The 19,140-nt window shown below is 69.0% G+C and carries 16 protein-coding genes; 8 read left to right on the forward strand and 8 right to left on the reverse strand.

Annotated features, from left to right (window positions below; translation table 11 throughout):
• Window positions 1-28: 28 nt before the first annotated feature.
• The 6 genes from ASD77_RS10655 to ASD77_RS10680 form a co-directional block, all read right to left on the reverse strand.
• Complete coding sequence (locus ASD77_RS10655; protein ID WP_055941350.1) at window positions 29-1,255, reverse strand: Wadjet anti-phage system protein JetD domain-containing protein; 1,227 nt, start codon at window positions 1,253-1,255, stop codon at window positions 29-31.
• Window positions 1,252-4,680 (reverse strand): SbcC/MukB-like Walker B domain-containing protein, encoded by a 3,429-nt coding sequence (locus tag ASD77_RS10660; protein ID WP_055941352.1) that lies wholly within the window; start codon window positions 4,678-4,680, stop codon window positions 1,252-1,254. The genes ASD77_RS10655 and ASD77_RS10660 overlap by 4 nt, the downstream gene beginning before the upstream one ends.
• Window positions 4,667-5,308, reverse strand: coding sequence for a DUF4194 domain-containing protein (locus ASD77_RS10665; protein WP_055941354.1), 642 nt, complete (start codon window positions 5,306-5,308; stop codon window positions 4,667-4,669). Before ASD77_RS10665 ends, ASD77_RS10660 begins: the two co-directional genes overlap by 14 nt.
• Window positions 5,305-6,750 carry a Wadjet anti-phage system protein JetA family protein gene (locus tag ASD77_RS10670; protein WP_055941356.1) on the reverse strand — a complete coding sequence of 482 codons (1,446 nt, stop codon included), beginning with the start codon at window positions 6,748-6,750 and terminating at the stop codon, window positions 5,305-5,307. The genes ASD77_RS10665 and ASD77_RS10670 overlap by 4 nt, the downstream gene beginning before the upstream one ends.
• A gap of 194 nt (window positions 6,751-6,944) precedes the next feature.
• On the reverse strand, window positions 6,945-7,961 hold the full coding sequence (locus ASD77_RS10675) for a zinc-binding alcohol dehydrogenase family protein (protein WP_055941358.1): 1,017 nt from the start codon (window positions 7,959-7,961) through the stop codon (window positions 6,945-6,947).
• Window positions 7,962-8,043: 82 nt separating this feature from the next.
• Window positions 8,044-9,255, reverse strand: coding sequence for an MFS transporter (locus ASD77_RS10680; RefSeq protein WP_055941360.1), 1,212 nt, complete (start codon window positions 9,253-9,255; stop codon window positions 8,044-8,046).
• Between the two features lie 96 nt (window positions 9,256-9,351).
• Here ASD77_RS10680 and ASD77_RS10685 point away from each other — a divergent pair, with 96 nt between their 5' ends.
• Window positions 9,352-10,272 (forward strand): LysR family transcriptional regulator, encoded by a 921-nt coding sequence (locus ASD77_RS10685; protein ID WP_055941361.1) that lies wholly within the window; start codon window positions 9,352-9,354, stop codon window positions 10,270-10,272.
• On the opposite strand, the gene ASD77_RS10690 is transcribed toward ASD77_RS10685, so the two are convergent.
• Window positions 10,273-11,076, reverse strand: coding sequence for a class III extradiol ring-cleavage dioxygenase (locus tag ASD77_RS10690; protein ID WP_055941363.1), 804 nt, complete (start codon window positions 11,074-11,076; stop codon window positions 10,273-10,275).
• Window positions 11,077-11,396: 320 nt separating this feature from the next.
• On the opposite strand from ASD77_RS10690, the gene ASD77_RS10695 reads away from it, so the two are divergent.
• The 4 genes from ASD77_RS10695 (at window position 11,397) to ASD77_RS10710 (ending at window position 14,381) form a co-directional block, all read left to right on the forward strand.
• The gene (locus ASD77_RS10695) at window positions 11,397-12,470 is read left to right on the forward strand and encodes an OmpA family protein (protein ID WP_055941365.1); all 1,074 of its coding nucleotides are present in this window, start codon (window positions 11,397-11,399) and stop codon (window positions 12,468-12,470) included.
• A 199-nt stretch (window positions 12,471-12,669) separates the two neighbouring features.
• The gene (locus ASD77_RS10700; RefSeq protein WP_055941368.1) at window positions 12,670-13,173 is read left to right on the forward strand and encodes a hypothetical protein; all 504 of its coding nucleotides are present in this window, start codon (window positions 12,670-12,672) and stop codon (window positions 13,171-13,173) included.
• Window positions 13,174-13,218: 45 nt separating this feature from the next.
• The gene (locus ASD77_RS10705) at window positions 13,219-14,013 is read left to right on the forward strand and encodes a pseudouridine synthase (RefSeq protein ID WP_055941370.1); all 795 of its coding nucleotides are present in this window, start codon (window positions 13,219-13,221) and stop codon (window positions 14,011-14,013) included.
• 74 nt (window positions 14,014-14,087) lie between these two features.
• Window positions 14,088-14,381 carry a hypothetical protein gene (locus tag ASD77_RS10710; protein WP_055941372.1) on the forward strand — a complete coding sequence of 98 codons (294 nt, stop codon included), beginning with the start codon at window positions 14,088-14,090 and terminating at the stop codon, window positions 14,379-14,381.
• A gap of 24 nt (window positions 14,382-14,405) precedes the next feature.
• On the opposite strand, the gene kbl is transcribed toward ASD77_RS10710, so the two are convergent.
• Window positions 14,406-15,605 carry a glycine C-acetyltransferase gene (gene kbl, locus ASD77_RS10715; RefSeq protein WP_055941374.1) on the reverse strand — a complete coding sequence of 400 codons (1,200 nt, stop codon included), beginning with the start codon at window positions 15,603-15,605 and terminating at the stop codon, window positions 14,406-14,408.
• Window positions 15,606-15,778: 173 nt separating this feature from the next.
• On the opposite strand from kbl, the gene ASD77_RS10720 reads away from it, so the two are divergent.
• From ASD77_RS10720 to cysT, 3 genes are read left to right on the forward strand one after another with little or no spacing between them, the layout of a single operon-like run.
• Complete coding sequence (locus tag ASD77_RS10720; protein WP_055941375.1) at window positions 15,779-17,245, forward strand: porin; 1,467 nt, start codon at window positions 15,779-15,781, stop codon at window positions 17,243-17,245.
• Window positions 17,246-17,261: 16 nt separating this feature from the next.
• Complete coding sequence (locus ASD77_RS10725; RefSeq protein WP_055941378.1) at window positions 17,262-18,278, forward strand: sulfate ABC transporter substrate-binding protein; 1,017 nt, start codon at window positions 17,262-17,264, stop codon at window positions 18,276-18,278.
• Between the two features lies 1 nt (window position 18,279).
• Window positions 18,280-19,140, forward strand: a complete 861-nt coding sequence (gene cysT, locus ASD77_RS10730; protein ID WP_055941380.1) for a sulfate ABC transporter permease subunit CysT — start codon at window positions 18,280-18,282, stop codon at window positions 19,138-19,140.

Below are 19,140 nucleotides of genomic sequence, written 5' to 3' on the forward strand. Positions count from 1 at the left end.
ACGCAAGCGCGGAGGGCAGGGGGCGGGGTCAGGGTGGAGGGTCGGTGGCGTGCGGCAATTCGGCAGGCAGGGCTTCCTGCTCCCGGCACAGCGGGTGCGCACGCAGGGCGAGGGCGACGCCGTCCCAGCCCGCGCGTTCGGCCCATCGACACATCGCGGCGAGGACGGCGGGCGTCGGCACGTGCCCCTGCTGACCGTCCACGCGATCTCCGTCCGTCGGCGACATCCGCCACGGCTGCAGGCGATGTCCGCTGGCGGCGGCCGTTTCCGCGAGCACGGCGGCAATGCGGAAGCCGCCCTCGTCGATGTCGCCCCAATGCCACACCGGCAGATCGTCCGGCAGCGAGCCCAGCAGCCGGGCGTAGGCGCGGCGCCAGGCCGGCGACGGCATGCCGCCGGTGTAGAGCAGCAGGGTCCGATCTGCGCCCGTTGCGCGCGCCGCGTCATGGAAGCTGGCTAGGTTCTCCACACTGAGCAGGCAGGTGGCCGAGGTGCGCACGCCCTGCACGGCGTCAACCGGCACGCCGAGGAAGGCGGTGGCGAGCGGCAACTCCACGCCGCCGTCCAGCAGCAGCGTGCCGGTGCCGGCCAGCAGCAGCGGCTGCGGTTCGCGCCGCAAGCCCAGCGCAGCCCAGACGTGCTCCTTCTCCACCACCCCGTCCGCCACCAGCGCGCCGCCGCTCAGCAGGTCCAGCCAGGGCGTGAGCTGTTCCAGCCGCTTGCTGGCCTGCGGACGGCCGGCGAACAGGCGCGCGCTCTCGCGGCGCAGGATGCGCTCGTGGGCGTCGTCGGCGAGGCGGGCCTGCACCGCCAGTGCGGCATCGGCCAGGTCGTGCGCCGCTTCCGGCCCGTGGCCCCGCACCTTGCGGTCGCCACGCCACGCCTCCAGTACCTCGGCGAGCACCGGGAACAGCGGCAACCACGGCGACAGCACGGTGGCGGCTTCGCGCACGCGGCTGTCCAGCAAGGGCAGGCCCAGGTGGTCCGCCAGGGCCTGGAGGTCGGTCACCGTGAGCCGCAGCAGGTGTTCGCCATCGCCGCGGTGGCGGTCGCGCTGCACGGCGATGGCGCCGGCGCGCTCGGCCAGGGCCACCTGCGCATGGAAGGTCTCGCGTTCGACCAGCGTGCGCAGCGACAGGTAGTCGCGCGCGCTGGCTTCGGTCATCGGTAACGAGGCGGGAGCGGCATCGCCGCGCAGCCGGGCGCGCTCGCCCTTGCGCAGCAGCCGCTCCAGCACGCGCCGCGGATCGCTCACACCGGCGCCTGCTGCCTTTCGATGCGGGCGGTCTCCTCGGCCAGCAGTTCCGGATGCAGGTCGAACTGGTCGGACAGCAGCAGGGCGCGCGCGGCTGCCTGCACTTCGATGCGCTCGGCCTGCAGCAGGTCGCCGTCGCGGAACAGTTCGATATAGCTGTCCAGCACGCCGCTGAGCGTGCCCTGCGCGGTGTCGGGCGCGGCCAGCACCAGTTGCAGGCCGAGCGAGCGCAGGTAGTTGGTGGTGGCGCGCGCGTTCTGCGCGTCGATCTTGTCGCCGAATTCGTCCAGAAGGATCAGGCCCATGCCGCCCGCATGCGCTTCGTTCTTGCCATAGGCCGCGGCCAGCGCCGCACCGGCGATCACGTACAGCGGCGCGCGGTGTTCGCCGCCGGAGCCCGAGCGCATGCGTTCGCTGAGCGTGCCGATCACGGCGTCGTCCTGGCGGATCTGCACCTCGAAGCGGAAAAAGCGGCGGTAGTCGTCCAGCGGCGAAGTGGCGGTGCGCGCGGCGGCGCCGTCCTCGATCAGCTCGCGGAACGCCGCCGGCACCTCACCGGCGGTACCGAACAGGGTGTCCTCGCCGCCGACATCTACCGCGCGACGGATGAAGCGCTCCAGCTCGCGGAACTCCGGCACCACCTCGTAATGGAACTGGTAGCGCTCGTTGTTGGAGAACGGCGGGCTGCTGCGCAGGGTGCGGTTGAGCGTGGCGATCTGCTGGCGCAGGCGGATGAAGTTGTCGTTGAGCGCGGCGGCCACGCTGGCGCGGAAGGTCTCCACGGCCGTGTCGTAGGCCTGGCGCGCTTCGCCTTCGTAGCGCACCAGGTCGGTGTCGCGCAGCTGAGTCAGTTCGCGGCGCAGCAGCGTCAGCGCCGGTCGCCAGGCGCTGGCGTCGAAGTCCACGCCCAGGCCGTGATCGCGCGCGTACTGCGCCAGTGCGCTCCAGGCCTCAGGCAGCAGCTTGCTTAGCTGCCGGTCGCTCTCGTCGGCGCGCCGCTCGCAGGTCTTGCCGCGCTCTTCCAGCGACTCGACCTTGCTGTCGAGCTCGTCGCGGTGTCGTTCGATCAGGTTGGGATCGACATCGGGGTCCTTGAAGGCTTCCACCGCGCGGCGGGCGACGAGTTCTTCCTGCTGGCGCAGGCCTGCGAGCAGGCGACGGCTGCGGTCGAGGTCGGCCACCGCGACCGCTTCCTGCCCGACCAGGGCATCGGTGCGGGCCTCGCACTCGCCGAGTTGCGCCGCGAGTTCGCGCACGGCGTCGGACAGGCGGAGCAGGTCCGGGTCCAGCGAAGCCAGGCGGTTTTCCTGCGCGGTACGGTAGCGCCCAGCCACCTGCCGGTGTTCGAGCGCGCGTTCGTGCAGCGCCTGTGCCACCGCATCGGCATCGGCCAGCCGTGCGAGTCCGCGCTGGCTGTCGTCGACGCGGCGCAGGCGCGGCTCGATTTCGCGCACGTCGCGTTCGGCTTTTTCGATTTCCTCGTGCAGCACGCGCAGGCGGGCACGGTTGTCCGACGCGCCGATGCGCAGATCGCTTGCGGCCGGCAGGCGAAGGCGCTCGATGCTGCCGCCGCGCGCGAGCAGGCCGTCGCGGGTCAGACCCTGGCGACTGCGCACCAGCTCGGCCTCGGTTTCCACACAGCGCAGTTCGCCGAGTTGCCGGCGCAGGAACGCCAGCGCGTCGGCGTTGACGCCTTCCAGCAGCGCGGCGACGCTGCCGACTGCTGCGTCCTTGTTGCGCGCATCGCGTGCCTGGCTGGACAGCGCCAGTTTCACACCATAGACCGAGCGTCCGCCGGACAGGCTGCGATACAGCTTGACCGCGCGCTCCTCGTCCTCGCCGGGGATCAGCAGCGCCTCGACGTTGCTGCGCAGGTAGGCCTCGATGGCGGGCTGCCATGCGGGGTCGGCCACGCGCACCAGGTCGCAGACCGGGCGGGCATCGATGCCAGCCTCGCGCAGATAGCTCATCAGCCGCACGGTGTCGGCGTGCAGCTCCGCCTGGCCGGCCGCCAACCGCTTCTGGTTCTGGCGTGCGGTGGCCAGCGCATCACGCGCCTTGTCGTGGGCGGCATGCAACTGGCGGGCATGGTGGTCGACCTGTTCGCGCAACGGCGCGGTCGCGCGCAGCGCCTGGCGGACGCGCGCGAACAGGTCCTCCGGCGTCCACGGCAGAGCATCTCCGTCCGGGAGCGCCGAAAGCGTCGCATGCCAATCATCCCAGTCGGCACGCGCGGACTGCAACGCGACGGCGTCGATGCCGTCGAGCGCGAGCGCATCGAGCTGGCGGAACTGTTCGCGCACGAAACCGATCTCGCGCAGCAGCTCCTTGCTCACCTGCCCCAGGCGTTCGCGGTCGCGGTTGGCCAGTTCGTCCAGTTGCGCCTGTTCGCCATAACCGGTGCTGCCCTGCAGGCGGTCATGGGCGCGTGACTGTTCGTCGCGCAGGATGTCGCGCTCGGCACGCGTATCCACGAGGCGGCGACGCGTAGCGGCCAGCGCGTCTTCCGCCGTGGTCACCGCGCCTTCGGCCTGTTCCAGCTGCTCGCCGTACAGATCGCGCGCGTACTCCGCCGCGAGTGCGCGGTAGGACGCGGCACGCACGGCCTGCGCCGCGATGCGGTTGTACTGCTGTTCGACGCCTTCGGCGGCATCGATGCGCTGGCGCACCTGTTCGATGCGGTCGCGGATCTGGCGGAAACTTTCCAGCAGGGCGCGGAAGCGGGCGATATCGGTAGGCCGGTCCTCGGCGACCAGCGTGCGCACGAACAGGTCCACGTCTTCCACGCGCTGCAGGTTGAGCGCGTTGAGGAACGCCTTGCGGTAGGCATTGATGTCGGGATTGGCCGTGGGCGAAGCGCGCAAGCGCAGCAGCAGGTCCTTGACGAAGCGCTCGGCCACCGTATGCAGTTCGGGTTGTCCGCCGGCGGCCTTGCAGCGGCGCAGCGCCATCTCGCGGAACGTCGTCCACGCCAGCGGCAGCTCCTTGCCCCTGACCTGCTCCACGTGGTCCGCCAGCTCCAGTGCCACGCCCGGCAGCAGATAGAGGCCATGCAGGCGGTGGTCGGGCTCGTCCACCGACGCGCCGAGCGCGATGCCGGCGGTCAGGACGTCGCCGGTGTCGGTGTCGCGGAACACCAGCGAGATGTAGGTGGTCGCGGTACGCCGCTTGCGCCCGTCATCGCCGCTGCGGAACACGCCCAGGCAGTAGTCGCGGATGGTGCGCGCGCGGTGGCTGCCGCCGGCCTGCGCGTTGAAGCGGATGCGGCTGCGGTCGCCGCCCAGCAGCACGATCTGCAGCGCGTCCAGCAACGCGCTCTTGCCGGCGCCGTTGGGCGCGATGATGGCGGTGGTGGCATCCAGTTCCAGGGTCTGCGCCTCGAACAGGAAGAACTGCACCAGGTGTACGCGCTCAAGCTGCTGCATCGCCGTCCTCCGTGACGTCGTCGTGGTCGGCCGCGTCGGCATCGTCGTCGCGGTTGTGCTGGTCCAGGCGTTGCAGCCACTGCTCGCCGACGATCTCGACGATGGCGGGCCGCACATGCAGGTGGAACGGCTGCGGATCGTCGGGTTCCGATTCCACCAGCCGGCACGTGCCCCAGCGCTTGAGCGTGCGCGCCAGTTCGCGCAGTGCGCCGACCTCGGGCATCGGCCGTCCGGCGAGCGCCTGGTAGGCCTCCTGAAGTTCGGGCAGCTCCACGGTGACGACGCCTTCGTCCTCCACCAGGCCCTGCCGCATCGCCTCGTCGTAGCGCTGCCGCAGCACCAGCAGCAACAGCGTTTCGGCCAGCGTCACCGGCACGCCCTCGGCATGCGCGGGCAGCGCCACCACGTAGCGGTAGTGCGCGTTGCGCTCCAGGCGGATGCCCAGCGGCGCCAGCGCGGCGACGAAATCGTCGTAGTGATCTTCCACCAGGTGGTAGGCCAGGCGCGTGCTGCGGTCGCTGGCGTACAGCACCTGCTCCACCACCAGCCGGTAGGCGGCGCGTTCGAAATCCTGCACGGCGTAGACGCCGTTGGAGAGTTGGCTGAGGGTGGTCCAGCTGCGTTTCATGCGGTTTTCCGTGAAGGCTGGCCGATGCGGCGCACGACGAAGCGCGGCGCGCGCAGGTAGCCGTTGTCGTCGCGCCCGCCGGCGTCGAGCAACTCGACGCGGCAGCCGCGCAACAGGCGACCCAGCGGGTCTTCGCGCCGCAGGCCGCCGGTGCGATGGCTGCGCAGGGCGAGCGTGAGCAGGGTCTGGTAGGCGCGCAGGTCTTCGATGCTGGCGATGGAGAACGCGCCGGACTCGACCTCGTCGCGGTTGTCCAGGTGCGTGCCGATGTAGCGCGCCATGTCGTCGGCATTGACCAGTCGCGCGCGTTTCATCCGCCGCAGCAGGCTGAGCCGGGCCAGTTGTTCGGGGGTGGGGGGCTGGGTGGCGTTGGCGCTGCGCGGGATCGACTGCGGCTTCTGCCGCGGCGGGCGCAGGCGCGCCGCGTCCATCAGCGCGCCCGGCGCCACCGGCAAACGCAGCGCAGCTTCCGGTGCGTGCTGCACGCCGCGGCAGGCGCGGCGCAACAGCGTGTCCAGCTTGTCCGGCGCACGCAACCGGTAGTCGAGGAAGGCCAGCGCACGCCGGTTGGCCTGGCGGATGTCGTCGTCCAGCCGGCCCAGGTATTCGTCGATGCGATCGAGTTCGCGCAGCCGGCGCAGGCTGCGCGCGAAGCGCTGGTCGCCGCGCGCGTCATCGCCACCGCCGACGTGTTCGCGATACCACGCTTGCAGCGCGGTGCGGCGCTCGCCGGTCTCGATCTGCTGCGCCACCGACAGGATCGCGCTGCGTCGCGCCAGCGGATGGTCGCCTTTGTGCAGTTCGGCGTAGTCGCCGATGAAGAATGCGCTGACATAGCGCTCGAACCACTGGCGTGCGAACTGCGCGGTGGATTCGGCCTTGCTCAGTTCCGGCATCAGGTCGCGGACCTGCAGGCTCATCGACGACAGCGACACCAGCAGTCGCCGTGCCTGGTCGGCGGCTTCGTCCAGGGCATCGCCGGACGCCCTGCCGTCGGCCACCTGCTGCAGCTGGTGTTCGATCGAGCGCATCTTGGCCGAGACGAAGGTCGGGCCGTGCTCGGCGAATTCCACCAGCAGCGAGAGGAACTGGTGCACGACCGGCGGCATGGTGACCATCTCGCGCGCGCCGATGCGTTCCTGCCGCAGCCATCCCGTGCTGCGGAAGCGCTCGTAGATGCTGTTGACCCGCACCGGCAGCGGCGTGTCCGGAGTCTGGCCGTCCTCGTCTTCCCACGGGTCGTCGGCCAGCAGGTAGCGCTCCAGCGCCGCGGTGATCTCGCGACGCTGGAACCCCATGCTCGGCGGCACCGGCGCATCCGGCCCGAAGAATTCGTCGAACAGCCGGCACAGCAGCAGCCAGTAGTGCTCGCGGTTGGCCGAGGCGAGCGGGCCGAACAGCCCGCCGGGCAGCAGGGGGAACAACGACGGCGGCTGGGTCATCGCCGGGGCGGCCGTCCGGTCGGGCCGGCCTTGTGATGTGACGGACGCCGCGGCGCCGGGGAAGAGGGCATGGCAGGGATCGGAAAGACGGGCGGATCGCGCCGGAATGCGCAACGGCCGGTCACGATATCGCAAGTCGCCCGGCCGCCGGTAGCGAGCCGGGCGCGGTCCCGCCCCGAGGCCCTTGGCGGCGCTTACCAGCCTGCCAGGACCAGCTTGCCCACGGTGGTGCCCGACTCCAGCCGGCGATGCGCCTCGCGCAGGTTCGCCGCGTTGATCGGCGACAGCGTGCCGGTCAGCGTGCCGCGCAGTTCACCGGCGTCGAGCAGGTCGGCCACGCGGTCCAGCAGCGCGCCCTGTTCGCCCATGTCGGCGGTGCGGAAGCGCGGGCGGGCGAACATCATTTCCCAGTGGATGCCGAGGCTCTTGGCCTTGTACGGGTCGCCGATGCGCAGCTCGCCGCGCGGCTCGACGATCAGGCCGACATGGCCGAGCGGGGCCAGCAGTTCGCCCAGTTCGGTCCAGTAATGGTCGGTGTCGGCCAGGTTCAGGGCGGCGTCGACGCTGTCGAAGCCCAGCGCCTTCAGCTGCGGAGCCAGCGGTTCGCGGTGGTTGACCACATGGTCCGCACCCAGCGCCTTGCACCAGTCGATGGTGTCCTGCCGCGACGCAGTGGCGATGACGGTGAAGCCGGCGCGCCTGGCCAGCTGGATCGCGATCGAGCCTACGCCGCCGGCACCGGCGATCACCAGCAGCGACTGGCCGTGGCCGCCACCATCAGGGGTGTACGGCATGCGGTGGAACAGCAGCTCCCACGCAGTGATCGTGGTCAGCGGCAGCGCAGCCGCCTGCGCGAAGTCGAGCGACACCGGCTTGCGCCCGACGATGCGCTCGTCGACGAGCTGGAACTGCGCATTGCTGCCGGAACGGGTGATGTCGCCGGCGTAGTAGACGGCATCGCCGGGCTTGAAGCGGGTGACGGCGTCGCCGACGGCTTCGACGATGCCTGCCGCGTCGTAACCCAGCACCTTCGGCTGCGCTTCCACCTGCGGCTTCGGCGAGCGCACCTTGGTGTCGACCGGATTCACCGACACAGCTTCCACGCGCACCAGCAGGTCATGGCCGCTGGCGACGGGCGTGTCGAGTTCGACGTCGACCAGCGATTGCGGGTCGTCGATGGGCAGGTAACGGGTCAGGGCGACGGCTTTCATGGGGGATCCTCGTGGGGGAGTCAGGACGCGTGCCGCGATGATGCGGCGCGCGGTGGAAAGAGGCGATGAGACGAACGGCGGATCAGGCGCAGCCCGCGTCGGCGGCGAGCGTGTAGCGTTGGCGCCGTTGCAGCGCCAAGGCCCACAAGGCGACCGCGAACGCGGAGGCCGGCACCAGCGCCGCGACCCAGGGCAGCGCCGACAGGCCCAGCCCCTGCGAGATCACCACGCCGCCCAGCCACGCGCCCAGCGCGTTACCGAGATTGAATGCACCGATGTTCAGGCTGGAGGCCAGGCTCTGCGCGCCGCTGGCCTTCTGCAGCACCCAGAGCTGCAGCGGCGACACGGTGGCGAACGCGGCTGCGCCGAGCAGGCCGGTGAACGCGATCATCGCCCAGCGGCTGTGCAGCACGAAGGTCATGGCGCCCATCACCAGCGCCAGCAGGGCCAGCGTGCCCAGCAGCGCGGGCGCCAGGCGACGGTCGGCGAAACGGCCGCCCAGCAGGTTGCCGACGATCATGCCCACGCCGAACACCAGCAGGATCGGTGACACCGCCGCATCGGCGAAGCCGGTCACCTGCGTCAGCAGCGGCTGGATATAGGTATACACGGTGAACATGCCGCCGAAGCCGAGCACCGTCATCAGCAGGCCCAGCAGTACCTGCGGCCGGGTGACCACGCGCAGTTCGTCGCGGAACGACAGCGCTGCCGGCGCGCTGCGGTCGGCCGGTACCAGCGTCGCAATAATGAGCGTCGCCAGCACGCCGATGGCAGTGACCGCCCAGAACGTCGCGCGCCAGCCGAACTGCAGGCCCAGCCATGCGCCGGCCGGCACGCCGAGCAGCGTTGCCATGGTCAGGCCGGTGAACATGATGGAAATCGCCGAGGCCTTGCGGTCCTCGCTGACCATGCCGGTGGCGACCACCGCACCGACACCGAAGAACGTGCCGTGCGCCAGCGAGGTGATCACCCGCGCGACCATCAGCAGTTCGTAGTTCGGCGCCAGCGCGCAGGCCAGATTGCCCAGGGTGAACACGATCATCAGCGCCACCAGCACCGCCTTGCGTGGCATCCGGCTGGTCGCCGCCGTCAGCAGCGGCGCGCCAACGAAAACCCCCAGCGCATAGCCGGAAATCAGCAGGCCTGCGGCGGCGATCGAAACCTGCAGGTCGGCGGCGATCTGCATCAGCAGCCCCATGATGACGAACTCGGTGGTGCCGATGCCGAACGCACCGGCGGTCAGCGCGTACAGGCCCAGCGGCATGCGTGGCGCGGGGGAGGGGATGGGAGACATGGAGGGTGGTCATTCCGGGGAGGCGTGCAGGGTGACGCTTTCCCTGACGGTATAAAACCGAGAAGATGACGAATCACTTTCAATGGATTATTGAAAATGGACCGTGTCGGCGACCTCACCCTGTTCCTGCGCGTGCTGGACCTTGGCTCCATCACGGCTGCCGCCCACAGCCTGGACCTGTCGGTGGCGGTCGCCAGCCAGCGCCTGAAGCGGCTGGAGAAGGATCTGGGCGTGCGCTTGCTGCATCGGACCACGCGCCGCCTCCACCCCACGCCCGAAGGACTGGCGCTGGCGCAGCAGGGGCGGGTGCTGGTGGAGGAACTGGAGTCGCTGGGCAGCGGCCTGCGCGAAGCGGCCAGCGACGTCGCCGGCACGCTGCGGGTGACCATGTCGGCCTCGTTCGGGCGCCAGTACGTCTCGCCGCTGCTGCCCGATTTTCTCGCCCGCCACCCCAAGGTCCGCCTGAGCGTGCATCTGAGCGACAACGTGGTGGACCTGGTCAGCGAGGGCTTCGACCTTGCCATCCGCATCGGCGCACTCGACGACTCGCGCATGGTCGCGCGGCGGATCGCCCCCAACCGCAGGGTGCTGTGCGCTTCGCCGGAGTACCTGGATAGACGTGGAACGCCGGAAACGCCGGCGCAACTCGCCGACCACGACTGCCTGCTGCTGTTCGGCACGGGCGGGCGTCAGGACGTGTGGCGGCTGGGCACGCCGGACGGCGATGAGGTGGCGGTGCGCGTGCAGGGGCGCTTCGAGAGCAACTTCGGCGAAGTGCTGCGCGATGCCTCGCTGGCCGGGCAGGGGATCGTGGTGCACTCGCTATGGCATGTCGCGGACGATCTGCGTGCGGGGCGCCTGAAGGTCGTGCTGCCCGACTTTCCGCTGCCCACGACCGCGATCAGCGCCGTGATGCCGCAACGCCGGCTGGTGCCGCCACGAGTGCGTGCCTTCGTGGATGTGTTGTCGAACGCGTTCGGCGAGCACCCGCCGTGGGAGCGCGGACTGTCGGCGTAGTCAGTCGGTGTCGAAGGCGAACGCGTCCAGCGCCAGCCCGCCCATCTCGACATCGCGATGAAGCAGCCGTCCCCGGGCGCCCCCGCCACCGGCACCCAGCGCGACGTAGAGCGGATACAGGTGTTCGGGAGTGGGATGGTTCTGCTGCGCGTACGGCAGCGCGTTCCATTCGAGCGCGGTGGCCAGATCGCCGGCCAGCAGGGCCGCGCGCAGCGGATCGGTGAAGGCCGTCACCCAGGGATATGCCGATGCCTGCCCACGCTGCCAGTCCAGCGCACGAAGATTGTGCGAGAAGCCACCGGACCCCACGACGAGCACGCCTTCCTTGCGCAGCGGGGCCAATGCCAGCCCCAGGCGGTAATGCCAGGCGGCGCTCTGGGCAGGATTCACGGACAGCGCCACCACCGGAATGTCGGCGGCCGGATACATACGCCGCAGCGGCACCCAGACACCGTGGTCGAGGCCGTGCTGCGCATCCTCGCGCGCTTCGAAGGCGGCGGCCGTCAGGCGTCCGGCGATGTCGTGGGCGAGCGCGGGCGCGCCCACCGCCGGATACGTGATCCGGTACAGCGCGTCCGGGAAGCCGCCGAAGTCGTGGATCGTCTCCGGCGCAGGGGCCGCGGTCACGGTCGGGCGGGCGTGGACGAAGTGCGCGGAGGCCACCACGATGGCGCGCGGTCGCGACAGCCGTTCTCCCAGCAGGTCCAGGAAGCGGCCGGTGGGCGAATCGTCCACTGCCAGCATCGGCGAGCCGTGCGACAGGAACAGGCTGGGAAGGATCGGGGCGAGGTCGGGGGCGGTCATGTCGCGAGGATCCGTCCTCGTGCACGGATTACCAAGGCACGTCCCTGCACCAGTCCGTCTCGCCGCAGGGGACTTGGCGCGGTCCGACTATCGGTCGCGCAGGGTCCCCGCCGAATGTGAAGATTTGTGCCAGTTCCCTTCAGGAGTGTTAACCTTGCCCGACTTGTTATGGTACCGTTAACACAGTCTTCACGTACCCCCGCATAATCTGTTCAGCAAGGCGACGGATGCCTGTCGCCTCGAATAACAACTAGAAACGCCGCAAGTGAAGTGCTTCGGTTTCTCTAACTACTGAACTTCTACAAGGAAAGGAGCTGCAAATGAACAAGAAGATTCTCTGCGCCGCGCTGTTGGGCGGCCTGAGCCTCGCAAACCACGCGATGGCGCAGGAGTTCGATGACCGCTGGTACCTCACCGGTTCGGCCGGTTTCAACCTGCAGGACGATGACCGCACCACGCGCAACGCCCCTTTCCTGGGTCTGGGCCTGGGCAAGTTCATCAGCCCGAACTGGTCGCTGGACGGTGAACTGAACTACCAGAACCCGAAGTTCGAAGACAACCAGGATGCCCTGTGGAGCCAGTACGGCGTTTCGCTGGACCTGCGTCGCCACTTCATCCAGGAAGGCCGCGGCTGGAACCCGTACATCGTGGCGGGCCTGGGCATGCAGCGTTCGGAAGAAGAGTCGCTGATCAACGCCTCCAACCAGCGTCGTGACAACAACCTCGCCGCCAAGCTGGGCGTCGGCCTGCAGACCACGCTCGACAACCGCGTCGGCGTGCGTGCCGAGCTGGCCTACCGCGCCGACTTCGACGACCAGAGCGCTGCGGCTCCGCAGGAAGACTGGTTCGGCGACGTGCTCGCCTCGGTCGGCGTCGTGATCCCGCTGGGTCCGAAGGCCGAAGCCGCTGCTCCGCCGGCCCCGCCGGCTGCGCCGAGCTGCGCGGACCTGGATGACGACGGTGACGGCGTCAACAACTGCGATGACAAGTGCCCCGGTTCGCAGGCTGGCCAGACCATCGGTCCGGACGGCTGCCCGGTGCAGGTTTCGATCGACCTGAAGGGCGTGAACTTCGACTTCGACAAGTCGACCCTGCGTCCCGACGCGATCGCCATCCTGAGCGAAGCCGCCGAGATCCTGAAGCGCTACCCCGACCTGCGCGTCGAAGTGGCCGGCCACACCGACCTGTGCGGTGCGGACGCCTACAACCAGTCGCTGTCGCAGCGTCGTTCGCAGACCGTGTACGACTACCTGACCAGCAACGGTGTCAGCGCCTCGCGTCTGGTGGGCCCGATCGGTTACGGCGAGAGCCGTCCGCTGGAGCCGACCGCGCAGACCCTGCCGGGCTGCAAGAGCGAGCGTAACCGTCGTACGGAACTGAACGTCCAGAACTGATCGGACGCTCTTCCTGCAACACCCGAAGCCCGGCCTTGCGCCGGGCTTCGTTTTTTCCGGCACGGTACGCGGCATTTGCGTGACCGTGCTTCCGTCTTTCTGCATTGATGCATGGCGCGGCACCCTATTTCTTGCCATGCCATGAGACGCTGCCTACACTCCGGGCACGTCCCGCAGGAAACCTCCAGGAGTTGTGCCGATGCGCCGTCATGTCCTCGCCAGTGTGCTGTGCATCGCCGCGATTCCCGCCGCCCACGCGGCGCCCGATTGCAGCGGCAGCCTGGTGCCGGCGCCGCTGAAGACGCCGGCCACGGTGATCGCACCGGTCGCACCCGAGTTCACTGCCGCCGCCACGCAGTTGGGCGCGCCGTCGGGCGTGCTGGCATCGCATGGGTTCGATGAGTCGCAATCGGTCGATCGCGTGCTGATGCGCCTGCGCATCGAGGGCTGCCGCAACGTCGCCAAGGCCCTGCCCGCCGCGCCGTCGGCCACCGCTGCCACCGGCAGTTCCGCGGCATACCAGCCGAAGACGGCGCACGACAACACGCCGTGGCGGTTCGACATGAGCCAGAACGGCAAGCGCATGACCGCCGATGAATTCGATGCGTGGATGAAGTCGCGCGGCGTGCGCGTGGTGAAGGCGCCCGGCGCACCGGCGGCAGCGCCCGCTCCGGCACCCGCCGAGCCCGCCAAGAAGAACTGATCCACGAACGGCCGGTCACCCGGCCGTTTTCCTGTCGGCTCCGTCATGACCTCGCGCAGACCCCCTTCCCGCGACGCTTCGCGTAGCGCGCGTCCCCGTGTGCCGGCGGAGCAGGGGACACGGCATGGGCTGGCCCGCGTGCTGTCCAAGCAGGGCGTGTGCTCGCGCACGCAAGCTGCGCGCTGGATCATCGAAGGCCGGGTGTCCGTCGATGGGCGGATCGTGCGCGATCCCGAGTTCCCCGTGGTCGCCGGTCGCGCGGTGATTCGGGTGGACGGCGTGGCCAACGCCTTGCCGGAGCGCTGCTACCTGATGCTCAACAAGCCGCGTGGCCTGGTCACCACGGCGCGCGACGAGCAGGGGCGCGACACCGTCTACCGGTGCCTGGACGGCGCGGGATTGCCGTGGGTCGCGCCGGTGGGCCGGCTCGACAAGGCCAGCGAAGGCCTGCTGCTGTTCACCAACGACCCCGAATGGGCCGCGCGCATCACCGATCCCGCGACGGGCCCGGACAAGACGTACCACGTGCAGGTCGACAGACTGCCGGACGACCTGCTGCTGCAAGGCCTGAAAACCGGCGTGGACGTCGATGGCGAGCATCTGTCCGCCCGTGACGTTCGCGTGCTGCGCAGCGGCGAGCGCAATGCCTGGCTGGAGATCGTGCTGGAGGAAGGGCGCAACCGGCAGATCCGTCGCCTGCTGGCCGCGTTCGATGTCGGCGTGCTGCGGCTGGTGCGCGTCGCGGTGGGATCGCTGGCGCTGGGCGAACTGGCCAAGGGCGCCTGGCGCAGGCTGGAGCCGCATGAGCGCGACGCGCTCGCGCCGACCGCCGGGCGCTGATTGCGCGACGGCGGTCCGGGTTCGCGGCCAGGCAGCTGCCTACACTCGCTCACGCCGACCTTGGGGAAATCGCCATGTACCGTTCGACCTCGCGCTTGCCGCTGTGCGGCGCCTTGCTGCTCGCTTTCGGCCTGTCCTCAGGCTGCGCCTCGACATCGCCGGCCACCGCCACGAAGAAGACGGCTCCCGACCAGATCGTCACGGTCAAGGCCGGTCCGCACGGACATCGCTTCGACATGCAGCAGAACGGCCGCAGCATGACGGCCGAGGAATTCGATGCGTGGATGAAGGCCCGCGGCATCCGCGTGGCCAAGGGCGCGCCGGCCAAGCCGAAGACGACGGCCAGCGCCGCCAGGCGCGCGCGCTGACGCGCGGGCGCGCCGCTCCCTCGATCAGACCTTCAGCACGCCCAGTTCGCGGCCGATGCGGATGAAGGCATCGATGGCGCGGTCCAGGTGGTCGCGCGTGTGCGCGGCGCTGATCTGCGTACGGATGCGCGCCTGTCCCTTCGGCACCACCGGGAAGAAGAAGCCGATCGCATAGATGCCTTCCTCCAGCAGGCGTTCGGCGAAGCGCTGCGCCAGCGGTGCGTCGTACAGCATCACCGGGCTGATCGGGTGCACGCCCGGCTTGATGTCGAAACCGGCGGCGGTCATCTTTTCGCGGAAGTAGGCGGTGTTGGCGGCCAGCGTCTCGCGCAGGTCGCCGGCGGCATCGAGCATCTCGAACGCCGTGATGCCGGCGGCCACCACATGCGGCGGCAGCGAGTTGGAAAACAGGTAAGGGCGCGAACGCTGGCGCAGCAGTTCGATCACTTCCTTCCGCGCCGTGGTGAAGCCACCCAGCGCGCCGCCCATCGCCTTGCCCAGCGTGCCGGTGACGATGTCGATCCGGTCCAGCACGCCCTTCACCTCGGCCGAGCCACGGCCCGTCGCGCCGAGGAAGCCGGTGGCGTGGCATTCGTCGATGTGCACCAGCGCGTCGTACTTCTTCGCCAGCGCGGTGATCTCGTCCAGCGGGGCGATGAAGCCGTCCATCGAGAACACGCCGTCGGTGGTGATGAGTTTGGTCTTGCAGCCGGCGGCATCGGCCGCCTGCAACTGCGCTTCCAGATCCGCCATGTCGCAGTTGGCATAGCGGAAGCGCTTGGCCTTGCACAGGCGCACGCCGTCGATGATGGAGGCGTGGTTCAGTGCGTCGGAGATGATCGCGTCGTCCTCGCCCAGCAACGGCTCGAACAGGCCGCCATTCGCATCGAAGCAGGCGGCGTAGAGGATGGTGTCCTCGGTGCCGAAGAACTCGGCGATCGTCTTCTCCAGTTGCTTGTGCAGATCCTGCGTGCCGCAGATGAAGCGCACCGACGCCATGCCGAAGCCATGCGTATCCAGGGCGTCCTTCGCGGCCTGGATGATGTCCGGATGATCGGCCAGCCCCAGGTAGTTGTTGGCGCAGAAGTTCAGCACCGTCCGCCCGTCGGCCAAGGTGATCTCCGCCGCCTGCGGGCTGGTGATGATGCGCTCGGCCTTGAACAGGCCCTGGGCGCGGATCTCGTCGAGGGTGGTGGCGTAGTGGGCGGTCAGCGCGTTGGACATGGCGGGAAGATGGGCGGGAGAGCCACCATTCTACCCGTCGCCCGCGCGGCGCCCGGCCACGTCATGCACGTACGGCATAAGCGCCCCCCGTTTCGTCATTTCCCTGCCCGGATGTGCGCCCGCAGCATCGCCTCTCCGGCCCATCACGGGTCTTCACGCGGGGAAAAGCGGTCATGCGGAGACACTCGGACTTACGCAAGCGAAAAGGCAGCGGCGTCGCCATCCTGGGCGCACTGGCCTGTTCGCTGGCGCTCCCCGTGTCCGCGCAGAGCCAGCCCACCGTGCAAGAACTGCTGCAGCGACTGGAAGCCCTGGAACGCCGTGTCGGCGACGCGCCGACCGCCGTGGCCGCGGAGGACGAATCGGGCCCGGCGACCCTGGGTGATCTGGACCAGCGCCTGCGCATCCTCGAGCGTCGCCTCGAACTGCAGCAGGAAGAAGCCGCCGCCAAGGCCAAGGACGCTCCTGTCATCGCAGTGAACGACAAGGGCGCCTCGCTCAAGTCCGGGAACGGCGACTTCGAATTCAGGCTGCGCGGCCTGGTGCAGGGCGACGCACGCTTCTTCCTGGACGACGACGCGGTGCCACAGAACGACACGTTCCTGTTCCGTCGCATCCGCCCGACCATCGAGGGATCGCTGGGCAAGCTGGTGGCGTTCCGGCTGACACCCGAGTTCGCCGGCGACAGCGCGACGATCGTCGACGCCTACGTCGATGTGAAGCTGGACCCGGCCTTCACCCTGCGCGCCGGCAAGGTCAAGGGCCCCATCGGCCTGGAACGCTTGCAATCCGGCAGTGCGATCGGACTGATCGAGCGCAGCTTCCCCACCGAACTGGCGCCCAACCGCGACCTTGGCGTGCAGGCGCAGGGCGAATTCGCGGAGGGGCGCGTCAGTTATGTGGCGGGCGTCTACAACGGCGCACCGGACGGACGCGACGCTGCGACCACCAATCCGGACGACGAGTTCGAATACGCCGGTCGCCTGTTTTTCGAGCCCTTCAAGAACACCAGCAGTTCGTGGTCGGGGCTCGGCTTCGGCATCGCCGGCAGCCTCGGCGACAAGCAGGGAACGGGCAACAATTTCCTGCCGCGCTATCGCACCCAAGGCCAGGCGCAGTTCTTCAACTACCGCACGGCGGTGGCGGCCGATGGCGAACACAGCCGCATTTCGCCGCAGGGCTATCTGTATCGCGGCCGGTTCGGCCTGCTGGCCGAATACATCGCGTCGAAGCAGGAACTGTTGATCACCAGCGGCGCCGCGGCAGGCACGCGGGCAGATCTCGAGAACACCGCCTGGCAGGCGACGGCGAGCTGGGTGCTGACCGGCGAAGATGCCAGCTACCGCGGCGTGGTGAAGCCGTCGAAGCCGTTCAGTCCCGGCAGTGGCTGGGGTGCGTGGGAACTGGTGGGGCGGTACGGCGAACTGGAAATCGACGACGATGCCTTCCCGCTGTTCGCCGATCCGGTGGTCGCCGCGCGGCGCGCCAAGGCCTGGACGCTGGGCGTCAACTGGTACCTCACCAGCAACCTGAAGCTGGTCGTCAACTACCTCGACACGCAGTTCGAGGGCGGTGCCGCCGCCGGCGCGGATCGCGAAGACGAAAAGGCCGTGTTCTCGCGACTGCAGGTCGCCTTCTGATTCCCGGAGACAAGCGATGAAACCCACTATCCGACGTCACATCCGCAACACACTTCTCGCCTTCGGCCTGACCTTGGCCACGGCCGCGGGCGCCAAGGACATCAAGCTGCTCAACGTGTCGTACGATCCGACACGCGAGTTCTACCGCGAGTTCAATGCCGCGTTCGCCGCCGATTGGCAGAAGACCAAGGGGCAGAAGGCCAGCATCGAAACCTCGCACGGCGGTTCCGGCAAGCAGGCGCGCTCGGTCATCGATGGCCTGGAAGCCGATGTGGTGACGCTTGCGCTGGCCTACGATGTCGATTCGATCGCCCAGCGCGCCAAGCTGTTCCCGGCCAACTGGCAGTCGCGCCTGCCGGAGAACAGCGCGCCGTACACCTCGACCATCGTCTTCCTGGTGCGCAAGGGCAATCCGAAGAAAATCCGCGACTGGCACGATCTGGTGAAGCCGGGCATCTCGGTCATCACGCCGAATCCCAAGACCTCGGGCGGCGCGCGCTGGAACTATCTGGCGGCCTGGGCCTATGGCCTGAAGATCTTCAAGGGCGACGAGGCGAAGACGCGCAACTTCGTGCGTGGACTGTTCCGCAACGTGCCGGTGCTCGATACGGGGGCGCGCGGCTCGACCACGACGTTCGTCCAGCGTGGCATCGGCGACGTGCTGCTGGCGTGGGAGAACGAGGCCTTCCTGTCGATCGAGGAACTGGGACCGGACAAGTTCGACATCGTGGTGCCCTCGCTGTCGATCCTGGCCGAGCCGCCGGTGGCGCTGGTGGACCGCAACGTGGACAAGCACGGCACGCGCGAGGCGGCGCAGGCCTACCTGAAGTACCTGTACTCACCGACAGGCCAGCGCTTGGCGGCCAAGCACTACTACCGCCCGCGCTATCCGCAACACGCGGCGGCGGAAGACATCGCGCGCTTTCCCAAGCTGGAACTGGTGACGATCGACGGCATCTTCGGTTCGTGGGCAAAGGCGCAGGCCACGCACTTCGCCGACGGCGGCGTGTTCGATCAGATCCAGGCGAAGTAAGGTGGCGGCAGTGCAACCGTGGGCGGGAAGGACGCGTGCAAGACGCGTCCTTCCCGGTTTCGGCCTCAGCCTGGGCTATACGCTGGCCTGGCTGGGACTGATCGTGTTGATTCCGCTGGTCGGCGTCTTCGTCAAGGCCAGTGGACTGGGGCTGGCCGGCATCTGGGCTATCTGGAGCGAGCCGCGCGTGCTGGCGGCGCTGCGGATCAGCTTCGGTACCGCGCTTGCCGCCGCCGCGTTCAATGCCGTGATGGGCACATTGGTGGCGTGGGTGTTCGTGCGTTACCGCTTCCCGGGCAAGCGCGTGTTCGACGCGATGATCGACCTGCCGTTCGCCTTGCCCACGGCCGTGGCCGGTATCGCGTTGACGGCGCTGTACGGACCGACTGGCTGGATCGGGCAATGGCTTGAAACGGCCGGCATCAAGGTTGCGTACACGCCGCTCGGCATCACCGTGGCGCTGGTGTTCATCGGCCTGCCGTTCGTGGTGCGCGTGGTCCAGCCCGTGCTGGCGGAGATCGAGAGCGAACTGGAAGAAGCGGCCGCGACGCTCGGCGCGAGCCGATGGCAGACCGTGCGCCATGTCGTGCTGCCGACGCTATGGCCGGCGGTGCTGGCCGGCTTCGCGCTGGCCTTTGCGCGCGGCGTGGGCGAGTACGGGTCGGTGATCTTCATCGCCGGCAACCTGCCGGGCGTGTCCGAGATCGCGCCGCTGCTGATCACGATCAAGCTGGAGGAATTCGATTACGAAGGCGCCACGGCGATCGCGGCGGCGATGCTGCTGCTGTCGTTCGCGCTGCTGCTGCTGATCAACACCCTGCAGGCGCGATTGCAGCGCACCGGCAAGCGGGCGGGGGGCTAA

Source organism: Pseudoxanthomonas sp. Root65, from assembly GCF_001427635.1.
Taxonomy (GTDB): Bacteria; Pseudomonadota; Gammaproteobacteria; order Xanthomonadales; family Xanthomonadaceae; genus Pseudoxanthomonas_A.

Coding starts and splice junctions, on each gene's coding strand:
- ASD77_RS10660 (WP_055941352.1), bottom strand. CDS start 4,680: ATGCAGCAGCTTGAGCGCGTACACCTGGTGCAGTTCTTCCTGTTCGAG.
- ASD77_RS10665 (WP_055941354.1), bottom strand. CDS start 5,308: ATGAAACGCAGCTGGACCACCCTCAGCCAACTCTCCAACGGCGTCTAC.
- ASD77_RS10670 (WP_055941356.1), bottom strand. CDS start 6,750: ATGACCCAGCCGCCGTCGTTGTTCCCCCTGCTGCCCGGCGGGCTGTTC.
- ASD77_RS10675 (WP_055941358.1), bottom strand. CDS start 7,961: ATGAAAGCCGTCGCCCTGACCCGTTACCTGCCCATCGACGACCCGCAA.
- ASD77_RS10680 (WP_055941360.1), bottom strand. CDS start 9,255: ATGTCTCCCATCCCCTCCCCCGCGCCACGCATGCCGCTGGGCCTGTAC.
- ASD77_RS10685 (WP_055941361.1), top strand. CDS start 9,352: ATGGACCGTGTCGGCGACCTCACCCTGTTCCTGCGCGTGCTGGACCTT.
- ASD77_RS10690 (WP_055941363.1), bottom strand. CDS start 11,076: ATGACCGCCCCCGACCTCGCCCCGATCCTTCCCAGCCTGTTCCTGTCG.
- ASD77_RS10695 (WP_055941365.1), top strand. CDS start 11,397: ATGAACAAGAAGATTCTCTGCGCCGCGCTGTTGGGCGGCCTGAGCCTC.
- ASD77_RS10700 (WP_055941368.1), top strand. CDS start 12,670: ATGCGCCGTCATGTCCTCGCCAGTGTGCTGTGCATCGCCGCGATTCCC.
- ASD77_RS10705 (WP_055941370.1), top strand. CDS start 13,219: ATGACCTCGCGCAGACCCCCTTCCCGCGACGCTTCGCGTAGCGCGCGT.
- ASD77_RS10710 (WP_055941372.1), top strand. CDS start 14,088: ATGTACCGTTCGACCTCGCGCTTGCCGCTGTGCGGCGCCTTGCTGCTC.
- kbl (WP_055941374.1), bottom strand. CDS start 15,605: ATGTCCAACGCGCTGACCGCCCACTACGCCACCACCCTCGACGAGATC.
- ASD77_RS10720 (WP_055941375.1), top strand. CDS start 15,779: ATGCGGAGACACTCGGACTTACGCAAGCGAAAAGGCAGCGGCGTCGCC.
- ASD77_RS10725 (WP_055941378.1), top strand. CDS start 17,262: ATGAAACCCACTATCCGACGTCACATCCGCAACACACTTCTCGCCTTC.